Annotated in this window: 21 protein-coding genes and 1 tRNA gene; 8 read left to right on the top strand and 14 right to left on the bottom strand. The window is 62.5% G+C overall.

The annotated features are described in order from the left end of the window. Nucleotides 1–6: 6 nt before the first annotated feature. Both CAP37_RS02465 and CAP37_RS02470 read left to right on the top strand, forming a co-directional pair. Nucleotides 7–885 carry an ATP-binding protein gene (locus tag CAP37_RS02465; RefSeq protein WP_086122708.1) on the top strand — a complete coding sequence of 293 codons (879 nt, stop codon included), beginning with the start codon at nucleotides 7–9 and terminating at the stop codon, nucleotides 883–885. Beyond that, on the top strand, nucleotides 882–1,334 hold the full coding sequence (locus CAP37_RS02470; protein ID WP_086122709.1) for an NUDIX domain-containing protein: 453 nt from the start codon (nucleotides 882–884) through the stop codon (nucleotides 1,332–1,334). The genes CAP37_RS02465 and CAP37_RS02470 overlap by 4 nt, the downstream gene beginning before the upstream one ends. Nucleotides 1,335–1,343: 9 nt before the next feature. On the opposite strand, the gene CAP37_RS02475 is transcribed toward CAP37_RS02470, so the two are convergent. The 8 genes from CAP37_RS02475 to CAP37_RS02510 form a co-directional block, all read right to left on the bottom strand. Next, nucleotides 1,344–1,547, bottom strand: a complete 204-nt coding sequence (locus tag CAP37_RS02475; RefSeq protein ID WP_086122710.1) for a DNA gyrase inhibitor YacG — start codon at nucleotides 1,545–1,547, stop codon at nucleotides 1,344–1,346. Between the two features lie 9 nt (nucleotides 1,548–1,556). Beyond that, nucleotides 1,557–2,312, bottom strand: coding sequence for a cell division protein ZapD (gene zapD / locus CAP37_RS02480; protein WP_086122711.1), 756 nt, complete (start codon nucleotides 2,310–2,312; stop codon nucleotides 1,557–1,559). 42 nt (nucleotides 2,313–2,354) lie between these two features. Beyond that, nucleotides 2,355–2,972 (bottom strand): dephospho-CoA kinase, encoded by a 618-nt coding sequence (gene coaE, locus CAP37_RS02485; RefSeq protein ID WP_086122712.1) that lies wholly within the window; start codon nucleotides 2,970–2,972, stop codon nucleotides 2,355–2,357. Continuing rightward, nucleotides 2,969–3,829 carry an A24 family peptidase gene (locus CAP37_RS02490; RefSeq protein ID WP_086122713.1) on the bottom strand — a complete coding sequence of 287 codons (861 nt, stop codon included), beginning with the start codon at nucleotides 3,827–3,829 and terminating at the stop codon, nucleotides 2,969–2,971. The genes coaE and CAP37_RS02490 overlap by 4 nt, the downstream gene beginning before the upstream one ends. Further along, complete coding sequence (locus CAP37_RS02495) at nucleotides 3,829–5,046, bottom strand: type II secretion system F family protein (protein WP_086122714.1); 1,218 nt, start codon at nucleotides 5,044–5,046, stop codon at nucleotides 3,829–3,831. The genes CAP37_RS02490 and CAP37_RS02495 overlap by 1 nt, the downstream gene beginning before the upstream one ends. A gap of 31 nt (nucleotides 5,047–5,077) precedes the next feature. Next, a complete protein-coding gene (pilB, locus tag CAP37_RS02500; protein WP_373271039.1) occupies nucleotides 5,078–6,769 on the bottom strand; it encodes a type IV-A pilus assembly ATPase PilB in 1,692 nt (563 codons plus the stop codon). A 211-nt stretch (nucleotides 6,770–6,980) separates the two neighbouring features. Next, nucleotides 6,981–7,057: transfer RNA gene (locus CAP37_RS02505), tRNA-Pro, on the bottom strand. A gap of 49 nt (nucleotides 7,058–7,106) precedes the next feature. Further along, nucleotides 7,107–8,036: a polyprenyl synthetase family protein gene (locus tag CAP37_RS02510; protein WP_086122716.1), complete on the bottom strand. Its 930-nt coding sequence runs from the start codon at nucleotides 8,034–8,036 to the stop codon at nucleotides 7,107–7,109. Between the two features lie 252 nt (nucleotides 8,037–8,288). Here CAP37_RS02510 and rplU point away from each other — a divergent pair, with 252 nt between their 5' ends. The 4 genes from rplU (at nucleotide 8,289) to proB (ending at nucleotide 11,292) form a co-directional block, all read left to right on the top strand. Beyond that, nucleotides 8,289–8,600 carry a 50S ribosomal protein L21 gene (rplU, locus tag CAP37_RS02515; protein WP_086122717.1) on the top strand — a complete coding sequence of 104 codons (312 nt, stop codon included), beginning with the start codon at nucleotides 8,289–8,291 and terminating at the stop codon, nucleotides 8,598–8,600. A gap of 13 nt (nucleotides 8,601–8,613) precedes the next feature. Next, nucleotides 8,614–8,871: a 50S ribosomal protein L27 gene (gene rpmA, locus CAP37_RS02520; RefSeq protein WP_086122718.1), complete on the top strand. Its 258-nt coding sequence runs from the start codon at nucleotides 8,614–8,616 to the stop codon at nucleotides 8,869–8,871. A 140-nt stretch (nucleotides 8,872–9,011) separates the two neighbouring features. Beyond that, entirely contained in the window at nucleotides 9,012–10,085 is a 1,074-nt protein-coding gene (cgtA, locus tag CAP37_RS02525) for an Obg family GTPase CgtA (RefSeq protein ID WP_086122719.1), read from the top strand. Between the two features lie 73 nt (nucleotides 10,086–10,158). Further along, the gene (proB, locus tag CAP37_RS02530) at nucleotides 10,159–11,292 is read left to right on the top strand and encodes a glutamate 5-kinase (protein WP_086124783.1); all 1,134 of its coding nucleotides are present in this window, start codon (nucleotides 10,159–10,161) and stop codon (nucleotides 11,290–11,292) included. A 24-nt stretch (nucleotides 11,293–11,316) separates the two neighbouring features. Here proB and CAP37_RS02535 read toward each other — a convergent pair whose 3' ends face one another. Then, nucleotides 11,317–11,853 carry a CNP1-like family protein gene (locus CAP37_RS02535; RefSeq protein ID WP_086122720.1) on the bottom strand — a complete coding sequence of 179 codons (537 nt, stop codon included), beginning with the start codon at nucleotides 11,851–11,853 and terminating at the stop codon, nucleotides 11,317–11,319. Then, nucleotides 11,850–12,494 (bottom strand): RNA pyrophosphohydrolase, encoded by a 645-nt coding sequence (locus CAP37_RS02540; protein WP_086122721.1) that lies wholly within the window; start codon nucleotides 12,492–12,494, stop codon nucleotides 11,850–11,852. Before CAP37_RS02540 ends, CAP37_RS02535 begins: the two co-directional genes overlap by 4 nt. A 179-nt stretch (nucleotides 12,495–12,673) precedes the next feature. On the opposite strand from CAP37_RS02540, the gene CAP37_RS02545 reads away from it, so the two are divergent. Together CAP37_RS02545 and CAP37_RS02550 are read left to right on the top strand one after the other, a co-directional pair. Beyond that, nucleotides 12,674–14,419 carry a proline--tRNA ligase gene (locus CAP37_RS02545; protein WP_086122722.1) on the top strand — a complete coding sequence of 582 codons (1,746 nt, stop codon included), beginning with the start codon at nucleotides 12,674–12,676 and terminating at the stop codon, nucleotides 14,417–14,419. Next, nucleotides 14,416–15,045 carry a lytic transglycosylase domain-containing protein gene (locus CAP37_RS02550; RefSeq protein WP_086122723.1) on the top strand — a complete coding sequence of 210 codons (630 nt, stop codon included), beginning with the start codon at nucleotides 14,416–14,418 and terminating at the stop codon, nucleotides 15,043–15,045. The genes CAP37_RS02545 and CAP37_RS02550 overlap by 4 nt, the downstream gene beginning before the upstream one ends. Before the next feature lie 82 nt (nucleotides 15,046–15,127). On the opposite strand, the gene CAP37_RS02555 is transcribed toward CAP37_RS02550, so the two are convergent. From CAP37_RS02555 to prfA, 4 genes are all read right to left on the bottom strand, one after another. Further along, entirely contained in the window at nucleotides 15,128–16,132 is a 1,005-nt protein-coding gene (locus CAP37_RS02555; RefSeq protein WP_086122724.1) for an AAA family ATPase, read from the bottom strand. A gap of 179 nt (nucleotides 16,133–16,311) precedes the next feature. After that, nucleotides 16,312–16,635 carry a Grx4 family monothiol glutaredoxin gene (grxD, locus tag CAP37_RS02560; protein ID WP_086122725.1) on the bottom strand — a complete coding sequence of 108 codons (324 nt, stop codon included), beginning with the start codon at nucleotides 16,633–16,635 and terminating at the stop codon, nucleotides 16,312–16,314. Nucleotides 16,636–16,687: 52 nt separating this feature from the next. Continuing rightward, on the bottom strand, nucleotides 16,688–17,521 hold the full coding sequence (gene prmC / locus CAP37_RS02565; RefSeq protein WP_086122726.1) for a peptide chain release factor N(5)-glutamine methyltransferase: 834 nt from the start codon (nucleotides 17,519–17,521) through the stop codon (nucleotides 16,688–16,690). Beyond that, complete coding sequence (gene prfA / locus CAP37_RS02570; protein ID WP_086122727.1) at nucleotides 17,518–18,606, bottom strand: peptide chain release factor 1; 1,089 nt, start codon at nucleotides 18,604–18,606, stop codon at nucleotides 17,518–17,520. Before prfA ends, prmC begins: the two co-directional genes overlap by 4 nt. Nucleotides 18,607–18,659 lie beyond the last annotated feature (53 nt).

An 18,659-nucleotide genomic window follows, 5' to 3' on the forward strand; every position in this document is an offset into this window, starting at 1 on the left:
GCGCCCATGAACGAGCAATTCGAGCATCTGCTGCAACGCGCTGAGCAGCTTATCTCCCGCATCGAGGCAGTGTTGCCGCAGCCCATGTCCGCGCCCGACTGGACGCAGGCAGTGGCCTGGCGCTACCGGAGGCGCAGCAGCGGCCATGGCGTGCTGGAGCCGGTGCGCCATGTGGGTGCCATGGCACTCAGCGACCTGAAAGAAGTGGACGGCCAGAAGGAAAAGATCCGGCGCAACACCGAGCAGTTCGTGCGGCGCCTGCCGGCCAACAACGTGCTGCTGACCGGCGCTCGCGGTACCGGTAAATCGTCTCTGGTGCGCGCTTGCCTCAACGAGTACGCACCTCAGGGATTGCGCCTGATCGAGGTCGACAAATCCGATCTGGTGGATCTGCCTGACATCGTGGACGTGGTAACCGATCGGCCAGAGCGCTTCATCGTCTTCTGCGACGACCTGAGCTTCGAGGACGGCGAGCCCGGCTACAAGGCATTGAAATCCATTCTTGACGGCTCGGTGTCGGCGGCCAGCCCCAACGTGCTGATCTACGCCACCAGCAACCGCCGCCACCTGCTGCCCGAGTACATGAAGGAGAACCTCACTTACACCCACACCTCAGAGGGCGAAGTGCACCCGGGTGAGGTGGTGGAAGAGAAGATTTCGCTTTCTGAACGTTTCGGGCTGTGGGTGAGTTTCTATCCCTTCAGCCAGGACGAGTACCTCACCATCGTGGCCCAGTGGCTCTCGTCGCTGGGCGTGGGATCGGCAGAGATCGAATCGGCGCGGCCTCTGGCGTTGGTGTGGGCGCTCGAACGGGGTTCGCGCAGTGGTCGGGTGGCGCACCAGTTCGCGCGCGACTACGCTGGCACGCACGGTCAGGGCGAATGAGCACCGCGACCCTGGTGGTGGACGCCGACCGCGATCATCCGCGGCCGGCCGATCGCCAGGTGGTGGACGTGGCTGTTGGCTTGCTCATCGACAAGGCGGGTGCCTACCTGCTCACCAGCCGCCCCCCGGGCAAGGTGTACGCCGGCTACTGGGAATTCCCGGGTGGCAAGTTTGAAGCCGGAGAAAGCGTGGAGCAGGCGTTGCGTCGGGAATTGCAGGAAGAGATCGGGGTGACCATCGGCGCCGCGCATCTTTGGAAGCAGTCTCTGGTCGATTACCCGCATGCCCTCGTGCGACTTCATTTCTGCAAGGTGCGCGATTGGACCGGTGAGTTGCAGATGCGCGAAGGCCAGCAATTCGCCTGGGAGCACCTGCCGGTGCGCTGCACCCCGGTGCTGCCGGGCACGGTACCGGTGCTGGAATGGCTGGCGGCCGAGCAGCGCACCTGAGGCAGAGCCTCAGCTCTGCTCGAATCCGGGGTCGCTTTGACCCTCTTTTTCGGGCAGTTTGAAACTCTCGCTGGCCCAGGCGCCCAGATCCATTTGCTTGCAGCGCTCGCCGCAGAACGGCCGATACGCGTTCTGGGGGCCATACACGCTGGGACCACCGCAGCCCGGACACCGCACGGTCTTGATGGGAGCGCTCGAGGTGCTCGAGTCCATCTTCAGGCCTCAGGCGCAGAGCGTCAGTTCAAACGCGGCATCTTCCTGCGCCGGGTGAAGCCTGTCGTCTTCGCCGTGGCGCATCAGGCGCACCGAAAGCATGAGCCGGTTGCCGCTGATCTCTGGAATGAGGCCCAGCGCCGGATCGATTCGCAGCCGCAGCAACTGGAATGTGCGACCCTGCGGCAGGGTCAGCTGGAAGAGGCCGCCCGGCGCCACGACCTTTTGCGCTGAGCCGGAATCGCGCAGCATTTTCAGCAGAAGCACAATGGCCTCTGCCAGAGGCGACAGTGGCACCGTCCAGCGGTGCAGGTCGGCTTGCCGGGCCTCGACGCTCTGGTGCTGCCAGTGGTAATAGGCGGGCAGGTCGAATTCGCAGGTGCCGCCCGGTATGCCGATGCGGCTTCTGATGCTCATCAGCCAGTCGTTTTCCGTGAGGGACTGGCCGGTTTTGCCAGCGAGCTGGCTGAGCTGGGTGAAGCAATCGTCCAGTTGCTGGATCACGCCGTCGAGCACTTCCTCGGAGATCATCGGGTTGCCGCGGTAGCCGGCGAGCTGCTGCTTGTGCCGGTCGATGTCCTTGAGCACATCAGATTTCATGTCGGCGCGAGCGGCCACATCCATGATCTCGAAGATGGTCTGCAACGCGTAGTGATGATCCAGCGAGTGGGTACGGGGTACGAGCTCCACCAGTCGCCTGAAGAGCTGTTCAAGCCGCAGATAGGTGCGGATGCGTTCGTTGAAAGGGTAGTCGTACAGGATCACAGCGGCGAATGTGCGCGGGGTGGAGCGGCGGGCGAGGCTTCATCATAGCCCGAACCGCCGGGCCAGCACCTCCGCCGAGGCTTGCAGCGAGTCCATGTCGTCGGTGTCGTTGTGCACCACTGCGTCGGCGGCTTTCAACCTCTGCAAACGTGAACTCTGGCTCCGCATGACAGCTTCGATCGTCTCCACGCTCCAGCCGCTGCGATGTTGCACCCGGCGTATCTGCGTGGCGGGCGAACAGTCGACCACCAGCACCCGATCGAGCTGGGGACGCCAGTGCGGCGACTCGACCAGCAGTGGAACGTCGAAAACGATGCAGGATGAAGAGCATTCCGCCGCTTGACGCCGGATCTCGGCGCTCACCAGGGGGTGGACGATGTGCTCAAGCACCTGGCGTGCCTCGGGGTGAGCGAACACGTGCTCGCGCATCCGCTGCCTGTCCAGCGCCCCGTCTGGAGATACAAAGTCGGGGCCGAAAGCCTGGGTGATCGCGGGAATCGCCGAACCCGCAGCGGCCGTGCTTTCGCGCGAGATCGCGTCGGCATCAATCAGGTCGGCGCCGTGAGCTTTCAGCAGCCTAGCCAGGGTGCTCTTGCCGCTGCCAATGCCGCCGGTGATACCCAGCCGCCAGATGGAGCGGGTAGGGGCCACGGATTTCACAGGCCAATGGCGGTCAGCATGGCCGGTGGCCCGAACACCATTGCCGTGAGGCCAGCGAGTGCGAGGAACGGCCCGAAGGGCACGTAACCACCCTCGCGCAAACGGCCCAGCACCTTGATGCCGATGCCCACCACCGCCCCCAGCACCGAGGCCATGAGGATGACCGGGATGAGTGCTTGCCAGCCAAACCAGGCGCCGAAAGCGGCGAAGAGCTTGAAGTCCCCGTAGCCCATGCCTTCTTTGCCGGTGGCGAGCCTGAAAGCCCAGTACACCAGCCACAGCGAAAGGTAACCCGCCACCGCGCCCCAGATTGCATCAACCAGCGGTGCATCCGTGAGGCCCAGGGCCGCTGCGCACAGGCCAGCCCAAAGCAGGGGAAGGGTAATGTCGTCGGGCAGCAATGTGGTGTCCCAGTCGATGAACGCCAGCGCCAGCACCGCTGCCGAAAAACCGCACCAGGCCAGCGCAGACCAGCTCGGTCCCCAATGCCAGCCACACCAGGCAAACAACGCAGCGCTGACCAGCTCAATGGCCGGATAACGAAAGCTGATCGGGGCTTTGCACTGGCTGCATCTGGCGCCCAGCGCAAGGTAGCTGAGCACGGGGATGTTCTCGTACCAACGGATGTAGTGGCCGCAGTGAGGGCAGCGCGAGCGCGGCACCATGAGGTTGTAGGCCTCGGCCGGTGCGGCCGGCGCCGACGAAGACTCGCCGGGGGGAAGCAGCTCTGCGCAGTCGGCGGCCCAGCGTGCCTCCATCATTCGGGGCAGCCGGTGAATCACCACATTGAGGAAACTGCCTACGAGCAAGCCCAACAGGCCCAGCAGCGCCGCTGCCGGCGCGCCACCCACGAGCATCAAACCACCTGACCCAGCTTGAAGATGGGAAGGTACATCGACACGACGATGCCACCAATGATCGTGCCCAGCACCACGATGATGATCGGCTCCATCAGGCTGGAGATGCCGGCCACCATGTCATCGACCTCGGCCTCATAGAAGTCGGCCGCCTTGCCCAGCATGTGATCGATGGAGCCCGATTCCTCACCAATGGCGCACATCTGAAGCACCATGGACGGAAAGATATTGGCGTTGGTCATCGCGTTGGTAAGGCTGGTGCCGGTGGAGACTTCCTGCTGGATTTTTTCCGTGGCAATGGCATACAGCGAATTGCCGGAAGCGCCACCGACCGAGTCAAGCGCTTCCACCAAGGGCACACCTGCGGCAAACATGGTCGAGAGCGTGCGCGTCCAGCGGGCGACCACAGATTTTTCGATCAAGGGGCCGAAGATGGGCAGCTTGAGCAGCACACGGTCCATGAAACGCTGCACCTTCTCGTTTCGCTTCCAGGCTTGCATGAAAAAGTAAATGCCGCCGCCCAGACCACCGAAGATGAGCCACCAGTATTCAGTGAAGAACTCGCTCATGGCGATCACGAACAAGGTCGGGCCGGGCAGGTCGGCGCCGAATGAGGTGAACACTTCCTTGAACGAAGGGATGACGAAGATCATGATCACGGCGACCACGACAAACGCCACGATGACCACCGCAATCGGGTACATCAAGGCGGACTTGATCTTCGACTTCAGCGCCTCGGTCTTTTCCATGTAGGTTGCCAGGCGGTCCAGCAACTCTTCAAGAATACCTGCTGCCTCGCCCGCCTCGACCAGGTTGCAATACAGGCTGTCGAAGTAAAGCGGATTCTTGCGGAACGCCGCGCTGAGCGAGGTACCGGTTTCCACGTCGGAGCGGATGTCGTTGAGCAGCTTGGTGACGCTGGGGTTGGGGTTGCCGCGACCGACAATGTCGAAGGCCTGCAGCAGCGGCACGCCCGCCTTCATCATGGTGGCGAGCTGACGCGTGAAGATGGCAATGTCCTTGGGCTTGATGCGTTTGCCCGAACTCGTGCGCCGCTTCTTGACCTTGCCAGGCACGATGCCCTGGCGCCTCAGCGCCGCCAGCACCTGGTTCTCACCAGCAGCGCGCGTTTCGCCTCTCACCGTCTTGCCATTGCGGTCCTTGCCTTCCCACTCGAAGACAATGTCCTTGATGCTTTTGGATACTGCGGTTGCCATGGGGTCCTCTAAGGCTTGTGTCCGGCCAGCGTCATTCGTTGGTCACGCTAAGCACTTCTTCCAGCGAAGTCATGCCCAGCTTGACCTTGAGAAGGCCCGATTCGCGAAGCGTGCGGACGCCTTCCTTGCTGGCTTGCTGGGCAATGTCCAGCGCGCTGCCGCCACGCAGAATGATGCGCTGGATTTCCTCGCTGATCGGCATGACCTGGTAAATGCCGACGCGACCTTTGTAGCCGTTGTTGCACGCCGAGCAGCCCACGGGTCGGTAAGGTGTCCAGGTGCCGTCGAGGTCCTCGGACTTGAAGCCCGCATCCACAAGCGCCTTGCGCGGCACGTCGAGAGGCGCCTTGCAGGTGCCGCACAGACGGCGTGCAAGACGCTGCGCCGTGATCAGTATGACGCTGGACGCGATGTTGAACGTGGGAATCCCCATGTTCATCATCCGCGTGAGCGTGGTGGGCGCGTCGTTGGTGTGCAGGGTCGACAAGACCATGTGGCCCGTCTGAGCGGCTTTGATGGAGATGTCTGCCGTTTCCAGGTCGCGGATCTCACCGACCATGATCACGTCTGGATCCTGGCGCAGGAATGCCTTGAGCGCTGCCGCAAACGTCAGCCCGGCCTTCTCGTTGACGTTGACCTGGTTGACCCCGGGGAGGTTGATTTCCGAGGGATCTTCGGCCGTGGAAATGTTGATGCCTGGCTTGTTGAGAATGTTCAGGCAGGTGTAGAGCGACACCGTCTTGCCCGAACCGGTCGGCCCGGTGACGAGCACCATGCCATACGGCCGGACGATGGCGCTCATCAGACGTTCTTTTTCTTCCGGCTCATAGCCCAGCGCATCAATGCCCACCTTGGCACTGCTGGGGTCCAGAATACGGATCACGATCTTCTCGCCGAAGAGCGTGGGCAGCGTGCTGACCCGGAAATCGATCACCCGATCAGGACCGATCTTGAGCTTCATCCGACCGTCCTGCGGCACACGCTTTTCGGAGATATCCATTCGGGAGATCACCTTGATGCGGGAGGCCAGCTTGTCCTTGATTGCAATGGGTGGAGACGCAATCTCTCGCAGTTCTCCATCGACGCGAAAGCGAACCCGGTAGTTGTGCTCGTAAGGCTCGAAGTGCAGGTCGGACGCCCGCATGTTGAATGCGTCGATCAGCATCTTGTGCAGAAACTTGACCACTGGCGCGTCGTCGACTTCGGACGATTTGTCGGTGACATCGCTCACCGCATCGGTTGCCACCTCGTCGAACTCGAAATCGCCACCGATGATGTTGTCCATCGTCTCGTTGACGCTGGTGGTCTGCGTTTCCACCAGTTTGCTGAGCTTGTCGTACTCGGCAATCACCCAGTCCACGCCCATCTGCGTGGCGAACTTGATCTTTTCAGCCGCTTGCTGGTCCGCCGGGTCGGCCGTGGCGACCATGAGGCGGTTGTTGCGTTTGCTCAGTACAACGATGCGGTAGTCGGCGCAGATCTTCGGATCGAGCAGGCCGGCGGGAAGCCTTTGCACATCGATGGCATCGAGGTCCAGCAAAGGTGCTGCAAAGGCAACCGACATCGTGTGCGCCAGATCGGATGCCGAAACGGCGCCAGACCCGGTGAGTTCGGCAATGAAACTGGTGCGCCCGCTTTGAGCCTTGCGGTAAAGGTCTTCAGCCGCCTTCTGTCCGAGCTTGCCCGCAGACACGAGCGCCCGCCCAAGGCCCGGCAGGGCCATGGAAGGTGTATCTTGGACGACAGATTCGACAGACGCCATAAGCCCGTAATCTAGCGTAAATCAAGGACTTGCCCGACAGTATTGAGGCAACTTGTGCTGAAAATGCGGTTTATGCCGCATTTGGCGTTGTATCGAGGTTGCGTGCTCGCCGGTCGTCGCCCGGAGCTCGCCTTTGGGCTGCTCGAGCTGCCTGCACATGACGACCGGGAAATGGTCGGGGTGAGAGGATTCGAACCTCCGGCCTCTACGTCCCGAACGTAGCGCTCTACCAGGCTAAGCTACACCCCGATGGGTCGTTCAACCGACCAAGCAACGGCTCATGGGCCGTCCTCAGGACTCAGGAGCGTCGCTCCAGCAGACCAGCCGCCAATTGTAGCAAAGCCTCACTGTGCGCATTGATGGGCAGCTGCCTCGCTGCGTCTATCGCGCGACTGGCCTCGGCGTGTGCGCTCGAGCGGGCTGCCTCCAGCGCGCCCGTCTGCAGGATGATGTCCCGGATGGCGTCAAGGTGGGCCACATCACCCTGCTCGATGGCTTGTCGAATCAGGCTTTTCTGGCTCTCCGAACCTGAACGCAAAGCACAGATGATGGGAAGGGTGACCTTGCCTTCCCGGAGGTCATCGCCGAGGTTCTTGCCCAGATCGTCCGGGCTGCCCTCGTAGTCCAGCACGTCGTCGATCACCTGAAATGCGGTGCCGAGCGCCTGTCCGTACTGCGCGCAGAGTGCCTCTGTGTGCTCATCGGACCCCGAAAGGATGGGCGCTAGGCGGGCACTTGCTTCAAAAAGCTTCGCCGTCTTTGACCGGATCACACGCAGATAGGTGCTCTCGTCGATGGAGGCATCGTGCATGTTGACCAGTTGCAGCACCTCTCCCTCGGCGATCACATTGGTGGCGTCCGACAAGACTTGCATCACGCGCATGTCGCCGACATCCACCATCATCTGGAAAGCGCGCGAATACAGGAAGTCGCCCACCAGCACGCTGGCGGCGTTGCCAAACCGTTCGTTGGCGGTTTCGCGACCTCGTCGCATGGTGGACTCGTCCACCACGTCGTCGTGCAACAGCGTGGCGGTGTGAATGAACTCCACCACGGCAGCCAGCGTGTGGCGCATCGGGTGCTGGCTGCCGATCGCACCGCTCATGAGCAGCAGCAAGGCGGGCCGCAAACGCTTGCCCCCTGCGGAAATGATGTACTGGGCAACTTCCCGGACCAGCGGGACTTCGGTGGTCAGCCGTTCGCTGATAACTCGATCCACCTCCCGCATGTCGGGCTGAATCAGTTCCAGAATGGTTCGAGTGGGGGTGGAAGAGGTCAAGAAGAGGTCGCTCGTGGGTGGGCCACATCGGGTAGTCCCGAATTATAGAAAGCGGGCAGAAGGCGCCGTCCGGATGCCATTTCCACAAGTTTTGCCGGACGGGTGGGCTTGGCAGCACCAAAACCGACATGCTAAAATCCGTGGTTCAGGGGAATTTGGTCCGCTGGATTTCCATTCGTGGAATTTTTACAAGAGGTTCATATGTACGCGGTCATAAAAACCGGCGGCAAACAGTATCGTGTTGCTGCTGGCGAAAAAATTAAAGTAGAACAGATTGCTGCGGATGTGGGCCAAGAGATCGTGTTTGACCAGGTTCTTGCTGTCGGTAACGGCACTGAGATCAAGGTAGGCACTCCCTTGGTTTCCGGCGCAACGGTCACGGTCACGGTGTTGGCCCATGGCAGGCACGACAAGGTGCACATCTTCAAGATGCGCCGTCGCAAGCACTACCAGAAGCGCCAAGGTCACCGTCAGAATTTCACCGAACTGCAGGTCTCGTCGATCGCAGCCTGAGGAGTAAGTCAACATGGCACAGAAAAAAGGCGGCGGCTCAACGCGAAACGGGCGCGATTCCAAGCCGAAAATGCTCGGAGTGAAGGCATTCGGTGGCGAACTGGTGACGGCAGGTTCCATCATCGTGCGTCAGCGTGGCACGAAATTCCACCCCGGTCTGAATGTCGGCCTCGGCAAGGACCACACTATCTTTGCGACGACCGACGGGCACGTGAAGTTTGCCGTCAAGGGCGAACTGAACCGCCACGTCGTCAGCATCACACCGGTCTGACCGGTTGCCGCAGGCAATGCCCGGTTGCAAAATCCGGGCGGTGCACGGGGCTCACGTGAAAAGTCGACTGCAGAAGGCCCGCCCGTGCGGGCTTTTTGTTTTGGATCATTGGTTCGATATCCCTCCTTGGAAAGCGTGTCATGAAATTTGTGGATGAAGCCACGATCGATGTCGCCGCGGGCGATGGCGGCAATGGCTGCGCATCGTTCCGGCACGAAAAGTACAAGGAGTTCGGTGGTCCGGATGGCGGCGATGGCGGACGGGGCGGCCACGTCTATGCGCTCGCCGATGCCAGCCTGAACACGTTGGTCGACTTCCGCTTCACGCGTCGCTTCGAGGCTCACCGTGGCGAACACGGCAAAGGGTCGGACATGTTTGGTGTCAAGGGCGACGACATCGTCCTAAAAATGCCGGTGGGCACGATCATTGCCGATGCCGAGACCGGCGAAGTGCTGCATGAACTGCTGCAACCCGGCGAGCAGGTGACGATCGCCAAAGGCGGTGACGGCGGCTTCGGCAACATGCACTACAAGAGTTCGACCAACCGGGCGCCCAGGCAGAAAACGCCGGGTTGGGCTGGCGAAAAGCGCACCCTGAAGCTGGAACTCAAGGTGCTGGCGGATGTGGGCTTGCTCGGCATGCCCAACGCTGGCAAGTCGACGCTGATCTCCGCGATTTCGAACGCCCGGCCAAAGATTGCAGACTATCCCTTCACCACGCTGCACCCCAATCTGGGTGTGGTGCGCGTCGCGGCGGAAAAGAGTTTCGTGGTGGCCGACGTGCCAGGCCTGATTGAGGGAGCATCCGAAGGTGCTGGCCTTGGGCACCAGTTCCTGCGTCATCTGCAGCGCACCCGCCTGCTGCTCCACATGGTGGACGTTGCCCCTTTTGACGAGGGGGTGGACCCAGTGGCGCAAGCCAAAGCGATTGTGGCCGAGCTCAAGAAGTTTGATCAGGCTTTGTACGACAAGCCACGCTGGCTGGTGCTCAACAAGGTGGACATGCTGCCCGCCGATGAGCGCGCAAAGCGCATCCAGGACGTCGTCAAACGCCTTAAGTACAAGGGACCTGTCTTCGAGATATCAGCCCTTACACGCGAAGGATGCGAGTTGCTGGTGCAGAAGGTGTATCAGCACATTGCCAAGGTGCATACAGACTCGCTGCCGCCGGTCGACATCGACCCGCGTTTCGTCGACACCTCGAAAGCTCCCTGACCACCAGCCTCTCCGATCCATGGACCTTGCTCTCAACATGCAGCAGACCGACGTTTCGACAAATGCGCTTGGCATGCCGCCTGCTGCCGTCTTTCAGTCGGCGCGCCGTATCGTGGTCAAAGTGGGCTCCAGTCTGGTAACGAACGAAGGTCGTGGTCTTGACGAAGAAGCCATCGGCCAATGGAGCGAGCAATTAGCGGCGCTGGTTCAGCAAGGGCGCGAGGTCATCATGGTCAGCAGTGGGGCGATTGCTGAAGGGATGAAGAGACTGGGTTGGAGCGTCCGCCCGAAGGAAGTCAATGAGCTGCAAGCGGCTGCTGCCGTGGGTCAGATGGGTTTGGTGCAGATGTACGAGAGCAAGTTGCGCGCTTGCGGCGTGGGTAGCGCTCAGGTGCTGCTGACCCATGCTGATCTGGCCGATCGGGAGCGTTACCTCAATGCACGCTCCACGCTGCTCACACTGCTGCAACTGGGTGTGGTGCCGGTGATCAATGAGAACGACACCGTGGTCAACGACGAAATCAAATTTGGCGACAACGATACGCTCGGCGCGCTCGTGGCCAACCTCGTCGAGGCCGATGTGCTCGTGATCCTCACGGACCAGAAGGGCCTGTACACCGCCGATCCGCGGCGCGACCCGCAAGCCGAGTTTGTGCACGTCGCGCGAGCGGGCGACCCTCGGCTGGAAGCGATGGCGGGCGGAGCGGGAAGTGGGATCGGCAAGGGCGGGATGATCACCAAAATTCTGGCGGCGAAGCGAGCCGCTGGCTCCGGAGCCTCCACCGTGATCGCCTGGGGCCGAGAGCCCCGAGTGCTGTTGCGCCTGGTGGACGGCGAGGCCATAGGCACCTGTCTGGTGGCCCAGACAGCGAAAAACCAGGCGCGCAAGCGCTGGATTTCGGATCACCTGCAGCTGCGTGGCGCTGTGGTGGTTGATGACGGTGCAGTCGGCAAGATTGTGGGCGAGGGCAAAAGCCTGCTGCCCGTGGGCATGACGGCGGTCTCAGGCGATTTTTCGCGTGGTGACGTGATTGCGGTTCACGATGCGCGCGGGCAGGAAGTCGCGCGTGGTCTGGCCAACTACGCGAGCTCGGAGGCTCGCCTCATTTGCCGCAAGTCGTCGGTCGATTTCGAGCGCCTGCTCGGTTATGCGGCAGAGCCGGAAATGATCCATCGCGACAACCTGGTGCTGACCGCACGGGCTTGATGGGCAGGCAGCGGGTTGCTGTCTTCAACGATGCAGGTACATGCCGGTCTTGAGTGTGGCCAGCATCTTTCGCGGATTGCCGTTGACCGACTTGCCGTTGCAAAGCCCTTCCATGGCCAGAATCATGGCCGGGCGCGTCGCACCGCTGAATGCCAGCGCTTTCCATTCCGCGTTGGCCGGGGAATTCCAGGCCGATCGGTTGTTGTCCCAGCGCGCATAGGTCTTGACCTCTGCCGACTGGCAACGGATGCCTTCGTAGAGCACATTGAGTGCGCCGCTGGTGCTGCGGGCGACCATCACATAGCGCACCACCCAGTCTTCGCCAACCGTCAGGGTTTCAGGATCGATGCCATAGGTGAGCGAAGAGTTTTGCGAGACCGTGAATGTCTGGAGCTTGTCGATACTGAACGACTTGGGCGCTTCGGTCGCCTTCTCCTGCCACTGGGGCTCGTCATCGTCGGCCGTTGCCAGAGTCGCCGTGCTCAGACAGGTCAGCACCAGCAGACACGAACGTACCAAGGCCGCCGTGCGAGTCGGCAGCATGAAATTGCGGATGGTCATTTGGGCTCGAAGTGCGCAGAACGGCTGTCGTTCTGCGGGTCAGGATCGAAGCTGGCGCCGGGTGGCAATTCCAGCCCATGGGGAGAGAGTGACATGCTGATGGGCGCCGGGCCGTCTTCGTTGCCACGGTGACGCACACCTCCGCGGAGATATCGGTTGCGATTTTCGGCTTTGGGCAAATAGCGCGAGAGTTCGGTGAGCGCGAGCTCGTAGACGCCCCGCTTGAATTCCACCACCACGTCCAGCGGCACCCAGTAGTCGTGCCAGCGCCAGGCGTCGAACTCGGGATGGCTGGTTGCGCGCAGGTTCAGGTTCCAGTCTTGCGCCACCAGACGCAGCAAATACCAGATCTGCTTCTGACCTTTGTAATGGCCACGCGCATCGCGGCGAATGAAGCGGTCCGGCACTTCGTAGCGCAACCAGTCCCGCGTGCGGGCGACGATGCTCACGTGTTCGGGCATGAGCCCCACTTCTTCATGCAGTTCGCGGTACATCGCCTGTTCGGGAGTTTCCCCCCGGTCGATGCCACCCTGCGGAAACTGCCAGGAGTGGGAACGAATCCTTTTGCCCCAGAACACCTGGTTTCGCTGGTTGAGCAGAATGATGCCGACATTGGGCCTGAAGCCTTCTCTGTCAAGCATAATCAACCCCAAATTTTTAAACTGTGTTCATTATGCATCGCTGCGTGCGACTTGCGAAGTGACCACACACCCGTTGCATCTCTGGAGCGTGCGGGCGGTTCCCGACGGGAGCTGTGCGGCGCGCCCGAACCCCCTGATCGATCTTCACATCCTGCCGTTGGCAGAACCCTGGTGCCTCCATGAAAGCTTCGCAGTTCTTCATTTCGACCCTCAAGGAAGCTCCGGCGGACGCGGAGGTGGTGAGCCACCAGCTCATGACGCGCGCCGGCATGATCAAAAAGCTCGGTGCCGGCATCTACAGCTACATGCCGATGGGCCTGCGTGTGATCCAGAAAGTGGAGGCTATCGTTCGCGAGGAAATGAACCGCGCCGGCGCGGTCGAACTCACCATGCCGGTGATCCAGCCGGCCGAGCTCTGGCAGGAAACCGGACGTTTTGAAAAAATGGGACCAGAGTTGCTGCGCATCCAGGATCGGCACGAGCGCAACTTTGTGGTGCAGCCCACCAGCGAGGAGGTGGTCACCGACATCGCGCGCCAGGAGCTGCGCAGCTACAAGCAGTTGCCGAAGAATTTCTACCAGATCCAGACCAAGTTCCGTGATGAACGCCGTCCGCGTTTCGGCCTCATGCGCGGGCGCGAGTTCATCATGAAGGATGCCTACAGCTTCGACCGTGATGGCGAAGCGGCGCAGGCAAGCTACCAGGTGATGGCCGCTGCTTACCGTCGCATCTTCGACCGCTTTGGTTTGCGCTACCGCGCCGTGGCGGCCGACAGCGGTGCCATTGGTGGAGATCTGTCGGAGGAGTTCCAGGTCATCGCCGCTACAGGCGAAGATGCGATCGTCTACTGTCCGGGCAGCGACTACGCCGCCAACATGGAGAAGGCCGAAGCTCTGGCGCCGGCCGGGCCGCGCCAGGCTGCTGCGAACCCGATGGTCAAGACGCCGACGCCCGGCAAGAGCACCTGCGCAGACGTCGCCGAGCTTCTCGGCGTTCCGCTGTCGACCACGGTCAAATCGCTGGTGCTGGCCACCGACGAGCTGAACGAGGCGGGTGAGATCGCGAAAAGCCAGGTGTGGCTGCTGCTGCTGCGTGGCGACCACGACATGAATGAGGTCAAGGTGGCCAAGGTGGCGGGTCTGGATGCCGGCTTCCGGTTTGCCACCGTGACCGAAATCGAAGAACACTTTGGCTGCAAGCCCGGGTACCTGGGGCCCATCGGCTTGAAGAAGCCGGTGAAGCTGGTGGTGGACCGGGAGGTGGCTGTGCTGGGCGACTGGATCTGCGGTGCCAACGAACCAGACTTCCACATGACCGGCGTGAACTGGGGCCGCGACCTTCCCGAGCCCGATGTGGTGGCCGACCTGCGAAACGTGGTTGAAGGCGATGCGTCGCCCGATGGCAAGGGCGCGCTTGCGATCGAACGCGGCATCGAAGTGGGCCATGTGTTCTACCTGGGTACCAAGTACAGCAAGGCCATGAACGCCACCTTTCTGGGCGAAGACGGCAAGCCGGCGTACTTCGAGATGGGGTGCTACGGCATCGGCGTCACTCGGCTGCCAGCGGCGGCCATCGAGCAGAATCACGACGAGCGCGGCATCATCTGGCCCGATGCCCTGGCGCCCTTCACGCTGGTGATCTGCCCCATCGGCATGGACCGCAGCGCGGACGTGAAGCAGGCTGCGGAGCGCCTGCACGACGACCTGGTGGCGGCCGGTGTGGACGTGATCCTGGACGACCGAGGCGAGCGCCCGGGCGCCATGTTTGCCGATTGGGAGCTGATCGGTGTTCCGCACCGGGTGACCATCGGCGAGCGTGGTCTCAAAGCGGGGCAGGTGGAATACCAGCACCGCCGTGACAGTGCCGCCACTCAGGTCAACACGCCCGAGTTGCTCGCGTTCCTAAAGAGCAAGCTGAAGGCATGAGCCTGTCGGGTTTGTCGCGGCGGGGCTGCTTGCTGGGAGCGGCTTCGCTGGGCGTGGTGGGCTGGTCGGGTCGGGTGGTGGCCGGCGGCCAGCTCGAAGAACCGTTGGCCGACTCCGTGCGCGGCGCCCTGAGCGCGGCGATCGCCAACACTGCGCCGCCCGTTCCTGAATTCACCGATCAGGCCAGGCGCCTGGCCTATCTTCGCTGGCTGGGGGCCATGAGCGATCGTCTGCAACGGCGCAAGACCGATTTTCAGACCCGTATCGAATTTCTGCAGACCGTCTGGTACGAGTCCAAGCGCGCCGGGCTGGACACCACCACGGTGCTGGGCTTGATCCAGGTAGAGAGCGCGTTCCGGAAATTTGCCATCTCGCGCGTGGGCGCTCGAGGCTACATGCAGATCATGCCGTTCTGGTCGCGCCTGATCGGCGACGGAGAAGTAGGGCGCCTGTTCAACATGCAGACCAACCTGCGATTTGGCTGCGTGATCCTGCGCCATTACCTGGACCGCGAGCGCGGGGATACCTACATGGCGCTCGGCCGTTACAACGGCAGCCGGGGACGCGCCGAATACCCCAACGCGGTTTACGCAGCCGCGAAAAACTGGGCGCACCCCGACGCCTGAAGCATGCCGCGCCCACGCTGCGTCGCTGTGCGGGTCGCTGCCCCAGGGGGTGCGTTTCGCCTTGGGGCGGCCCAGCGGCGGCTCACTGCATGAAGCCGATGCGCCCCTTGCTCGCGCCCACTCGAGGCAGGTCGTCCGCTTCCAGGTTGTAGCGGTTGTCCAGCCTCGCATTTCCGAAGGCCGTGACCAGAGCGCGCCGCATTTCCCGAGGTGCCAGCGTGGCCAGTGCATCCAGCACGTCGTCGGCCGGTTCGGGATCGAAGCGCTGGCCCCAGTCGTGCTCGCCACGGATGCTGCGGTAAAGATGTGCCGCGATCTTGCGTGCCGCGTCCGGCGTGGGAGGCGCGATCTCGAACACATTCATGCGGTTGAGAATGGGCTCGGGGATGCTCCGTTCGTGGTTGGCCGTAGTGACCCAGATCACCTGGCTGGCATCGATCGGCACCTCGGCAAATTCGTCCACAAAGTTCTGCGCCGTGTCGTGCTCCAGCAGACTGTATAGCGCGCCGAGGGGGTCGTACTGCGCGTCCGCGCTGGCTTTGTCGATCTCATCCACCACGATCACGGGGTTGGCGTACTGGCCGTCTACCAGCGCCTCGAACACCTTGCCAGGTTTGGCGCCTTTCCATTGAGAAGACGATCCCGAAAGCAGCCAGCCGGCGGTCATGGAGCTCATGGGCACCAGACTCATGCTGGTGCCCAGCAGGTCGGCGAGCTGGCGGGCGAAGTGTGTCTTGCCCACGCCTGGCGGCCCGAGCAGCAGGATGGGCGTCACCTCCAGGCTGTCACGGCTGTCCTGGCTCAGCGCCACATGGCGCTTCACGTCGTCGAGCACCTCACCAAAATTGGGCAGCAGGTCGTAGAGCGGCGCCATATCGGGCACGCCCGATGGCTTGACCGCAAAACGCTGGGGACCCCGTTCGAGCATGCGCTGCCAGGTGTTGCGCAGGCCCTCGTAGTCGCGTTCGTTGCCGCTGGCCTGCAGGTGCGCCAGCTTGCGCTCGACGTCGTCGGCACTGAACACGCTGCGCATCTGGGCGATGGGCAGACCGAGGGAGGGTGAAGCGACCAGGCTGCGAGAGCTCATGCGGTTCTCCTGTGGGGTTCAGTGACGAATTCATTCAAGCACAAGACGTGCCCGATCTCAATGCCGAATAGCCACAGTTGTTGCCTGCATTCCAACGGACTGGCGTGCGATGTGTGAAATGACGCAGTCCAGAAAGCGAAAAGCCACCCGAAGGTGGCTGGAGGATGGCGTTCGACGGTTCAGGCCTGGCCGCTAATGACCTGCTGCAACTCGCCCGACTGGTACATCTCCATCATGATGTCCGAGCCGCCCACGAACTCGCCGTTCACATAGAGCTGAGGAATGGTGGGCCAGTTGCTGTATTCCTTGATGCCCTGGCGGATGCCTTCGTCTTCGAGCACGTTGACCGTCTTGAGGGTTTTGGTTTCCACGCCACAGGCTTTCAGGATCTGGATCGCGCGGCCCGAGAAGCCACACATGGGAAAGCTCGCGCTGCCTTTCATGAACAGCACGATGTCGTTGGATTTGACCAGTTGGTCGATGCGGGTTTGTGCGTCGCTCATGGCTGAAGAGTCCTTTTGCAGATGGGCCAGCAAGGCCCGGAGTCGTTTCACATTATCGCTGCAGAGGCCAGATGCCGCCGCTGCAGCGCTCGATGCCCGCCAGGTCGGTGCGGCTGTCGATCTGCTCGAATCCCGCGTTTTGCAGCAGGGAGCGCACGGCACTGGCCTGGTTGTACCCGTGCTCCAGCAGCAGCCAGCCGCCCGGCCGGAGCGCTTTGGGGGCGGTGGCCACGAGCGTGCGGATGTCGTCCAGGCCGTCGGATCCCGAGGCCAAGGCTGTTGCAGGTTCGTGCGTGAGCGCGGCCAGATGCTGGTCTTCTGCGGCAATGTATGGGGGGTTGCTCACGATCACATCGAAGCGCTGACCGGGCACGGCCGCCAGCCAGTGTCCGGCGTGGAACGCCACCGCCAGTCCGAGCCGTTGTGCGTTGGCTCGTGCCACCTCCAGCGCAGGTTCGCTGGCGTCGGTGGCGGTGACCGACCAAGAAGGGCGGGCCGACTTCAGGGCCAGCGCGATCGCGCCGCTGCCAGTGCCCAGGTCGAGCAGGCTCCTGGTGCCTGCACTGCGGCCGGCCACCTCGAGGGCCCAATGCACCAGCGTTTCCGTGTCGGCGCGCGGCACCAGAACCCTCGAATCGACCTGCAAGGTGAGTCCAAAAAACTCCTGTTCTCCGCGCAGGTAGGCCATGGGTTCGCCCATCAGGCGTCGCTGCGCCAAATCGCTCAAAACAGTCGCGGTTTCAGCGCTCAGTGGCTCTTCCTCATGCGCCATCAGCCAGGCGCGGTCGTGGGGGCCGCGCTGCGCGGCCATGAGCAGCAGCATCTGGGCGTCCAGCCTTTCAAGGCCATTCCGCTGCAACTGCGCCAGTGTGTCACCGAGGGTCATGAGCCGTTGCGCTGTTCGAGCTCCGCCAGCAGTTCCGTGCCACGCGCCACCTGCAATGCATGGATCACCTCGTCCAGGTCGCCCTCCATCACCTGCAGCACCTTGTAGAGCGTGAGGTTGATGCGGTGATCGGTCAGCCGGCCCTGCGGAAAGTTGTAGGTCCGAATACGGTCGCTGCGGTCGCCGCTGCCAATCAGCCCCTTGCGGGTGGCGGCTTCAGCGGCGGCGCGTTCGCTGCGGTCCTTCTCCTGAAGCCGCGCGGTGAGCACCTGCAGCGCCTTGGCCTTGTTGCTGTGTTGCGAGCGGCCGTCCTGGCATTCGGCGGTGATGCCGGTGGGCAGGTGTGTCACGCGCACGGCCGAGTCGGTTTTGTTGATGTGCTGGCCGCCTGCGCCACTGGCGCGGTAGGTGTCGATGCGCAACTCGCTCGGGTTGAGTTGCACCGCCTGCGTTTCATCTGGTTCGGGCATCACCGCCACCGTGGCCGCGCTGGTGTGGATTCGGCCCTGGGTTTCCGTGGCGGGCACGCGCTGCACGCGGTGGCCACCGGATTCAAAGCGCAAACGCCCATACGCACCATGGCCGGCGATGCGCAACACCACTTCCTTGTAGCCGCCCAGTTCGCTGGGTGATTCGCTCACGATCTCGACCTGCCAGCGCTGGCGCTCTGCGTAGCGCGTGTACAGCCTCGCCAGGTCGCCGGCGAACAGAGCGGATTCGTCGCCCCCGGTGCCTGCGCGCACTTCCACGAACGCGTTGCGTTCGTCGTCAGGGTCTTTGGGCAGCAGCAGTTGCTGCAGTTCGCCATCCAGCAGTTCCAGATCGGCTTCAGCGCTCTTGATCTCTTCCTGGGCCATCTCGGCCATGTCGGCATCGTTCAGCATGTCTTTTGCCGAGGCGGCGTCGGATTCGCGCTGCAGGTACCGGTTGAACACCTCGACCACGGTGGAGGCCTCAGCGTGCTCGCGGCTCAATGAGCGAAAGCGGTCCATGTCGTCGACCACGTCGGGGGCAGACAGCAGCGCGTCGAGTTCATGCAGCCGTGCGCGCTGGCGCAGCAGGGTATCGCGGACAAAGTTTTTCATGGGGAGTGAGGATGAGCCGAGCGAGCGAGTGCAGGCGCCAGCCCGCAGTGGAC

It is taken from the genome of Hydrogenophaga sp. IBVHS1 (assembly GCF_002127265.1).
Taxonomy (GTDB): Bacteria; Pseudomonadota; Gammaproteobacteria; order Burkholderiales; family Burkholderiaceae_C; genus Hydrogenophaga.

Bases quoted from the DNA above. Each gene is read 5' to 3' on its own strand.
- CAP37_RS02540 (WP_086122721.1), bottom strand. From the start codon at position 12,494: ATGCTTGACAGAGAAGGCTTCAGGCCCAATGTCGGCATCATTCTGCTC.
- CAP37_RS02510 (WP_086122716.1), bottom strand. From the start codon at position 8,036: ATGCGGGAGGTGGATCGAGTTATCAGCGAACGGCTGACCACCGAAGTC.
- prfA (WP_086122727.1), bottom strand. From the start codon at position 18,606: ATGAAAAACTTTGTCCGCGATACCCTGCTGCGCCAGCGCGCACGGCTG.
- grxD (WP_086122725.1), bottom strand. From the start codon at position 16,635: ATGAGCGACGCACAAACCCGCATCGACCAACTGGTCAAATCCAACGAC.
- CAP37_RS02545 (WP_086122722.1), top strand. From the start codon at position 12,674: ATGAAAGCTTCGCAGTTCTTCATTTCGACCCTCAAGGAAGCTCCGGCG.
- CAP37_RS02490 (WP_086122713.1), bottom strand. From the start codon at position 3,829: ATGCTCGTGGGTGGCGCGCCGGCAGCGGCGCTGCTGGGCCTGTTGGGC.
- rpmA (WP_086122718.1), top strand. From the start codon at position 8,614: ATGGCACAGAAAAAAGGCGGCGGCTCAACGCGAAACGGGCGCGATTCC.
- CAP37_RS02550 (WP_086122723.1), top strand. From the start codon at position 14,416: ATGAGCCTGTCGGGTTTGTCGCGGCGGGGCTGCTTGCTGGGAGCGGCT.
- CAP37_RS02465 (WP_086122708.1), top strand. From the start codon at position 7: ATGAACGAGCAATTCGAGCATCTGCTGCAACGCGCTGAGCAGCTTATC.
- rplU (WP_086122717.1), top strand. From the start codon at position 8,289: ATGTACGCGGTCATAAAAACCGGCGGCAAACAGTATCGTGTTGCTGCT.
- CAP37_RS02470 (WP_086122709.1), top strand. From the start codon at position 882: ATGAGCACCGCGACCCTGGTGGTGGACGCCGACCGCGATCATCCGCGG.
- proB (WP_086124783.1), top strand. From the start codon at position 10,159: ATGCCGCCTGCTGCCGTCTTTCAGTCGGCGCGCCGTATCGTGGTCAAA.
- cgtA (WP_086122719.1), top strand. From the start codon at position 9,012: ATGAAATTTGTGGATGAAGCCACGATCGATGTCGCCGCGGGCGATGGC.
- CAP37_RS02535 (WP_086122720.1), bottom strand. From the start codon at position 11,853: ATGACCATCCGCAATTTCATGCTGCCGACTCGCACGGCGGCCTTGGTA.
- CAP37_RS02495 (WP_086122714.1), bottom strand. From the start codon at position 5,046: ATGGCAACCGCAGTATCCAAAAGCATCAAGGACATTGTCTTCGAGTGG.
- pilB (WP_373271039.1), bottom strand. From the start codon at position 6,769: ATGGCCCTGCCGGGCCTTGGGCGGGCGCTCGTGTCTGCGGGCAAGCTC.
- CAP37_RS02475 (WP_086122710.1), bottom strand. From the start codon at position 1,547: ATGGACTCGAGCACCTCGAGCGCTCCCATCAAGACCGTGCGGTGTCCG.
- CAP37_RS02555 (WP_086122724.1), bottom strand. From the start codon at position 16,132: ATGAGCTCTCGCAGCCTGGTCGCTTCACCCTCCCTCGGTCTGCCCATC.
- prmC (WP_086122726.1), bottom strand. From the start codon at position 17,521: ATGACCCTCGGTGACACACTGGCGCAGTTGCAGCGGAATGGCCTTGAA.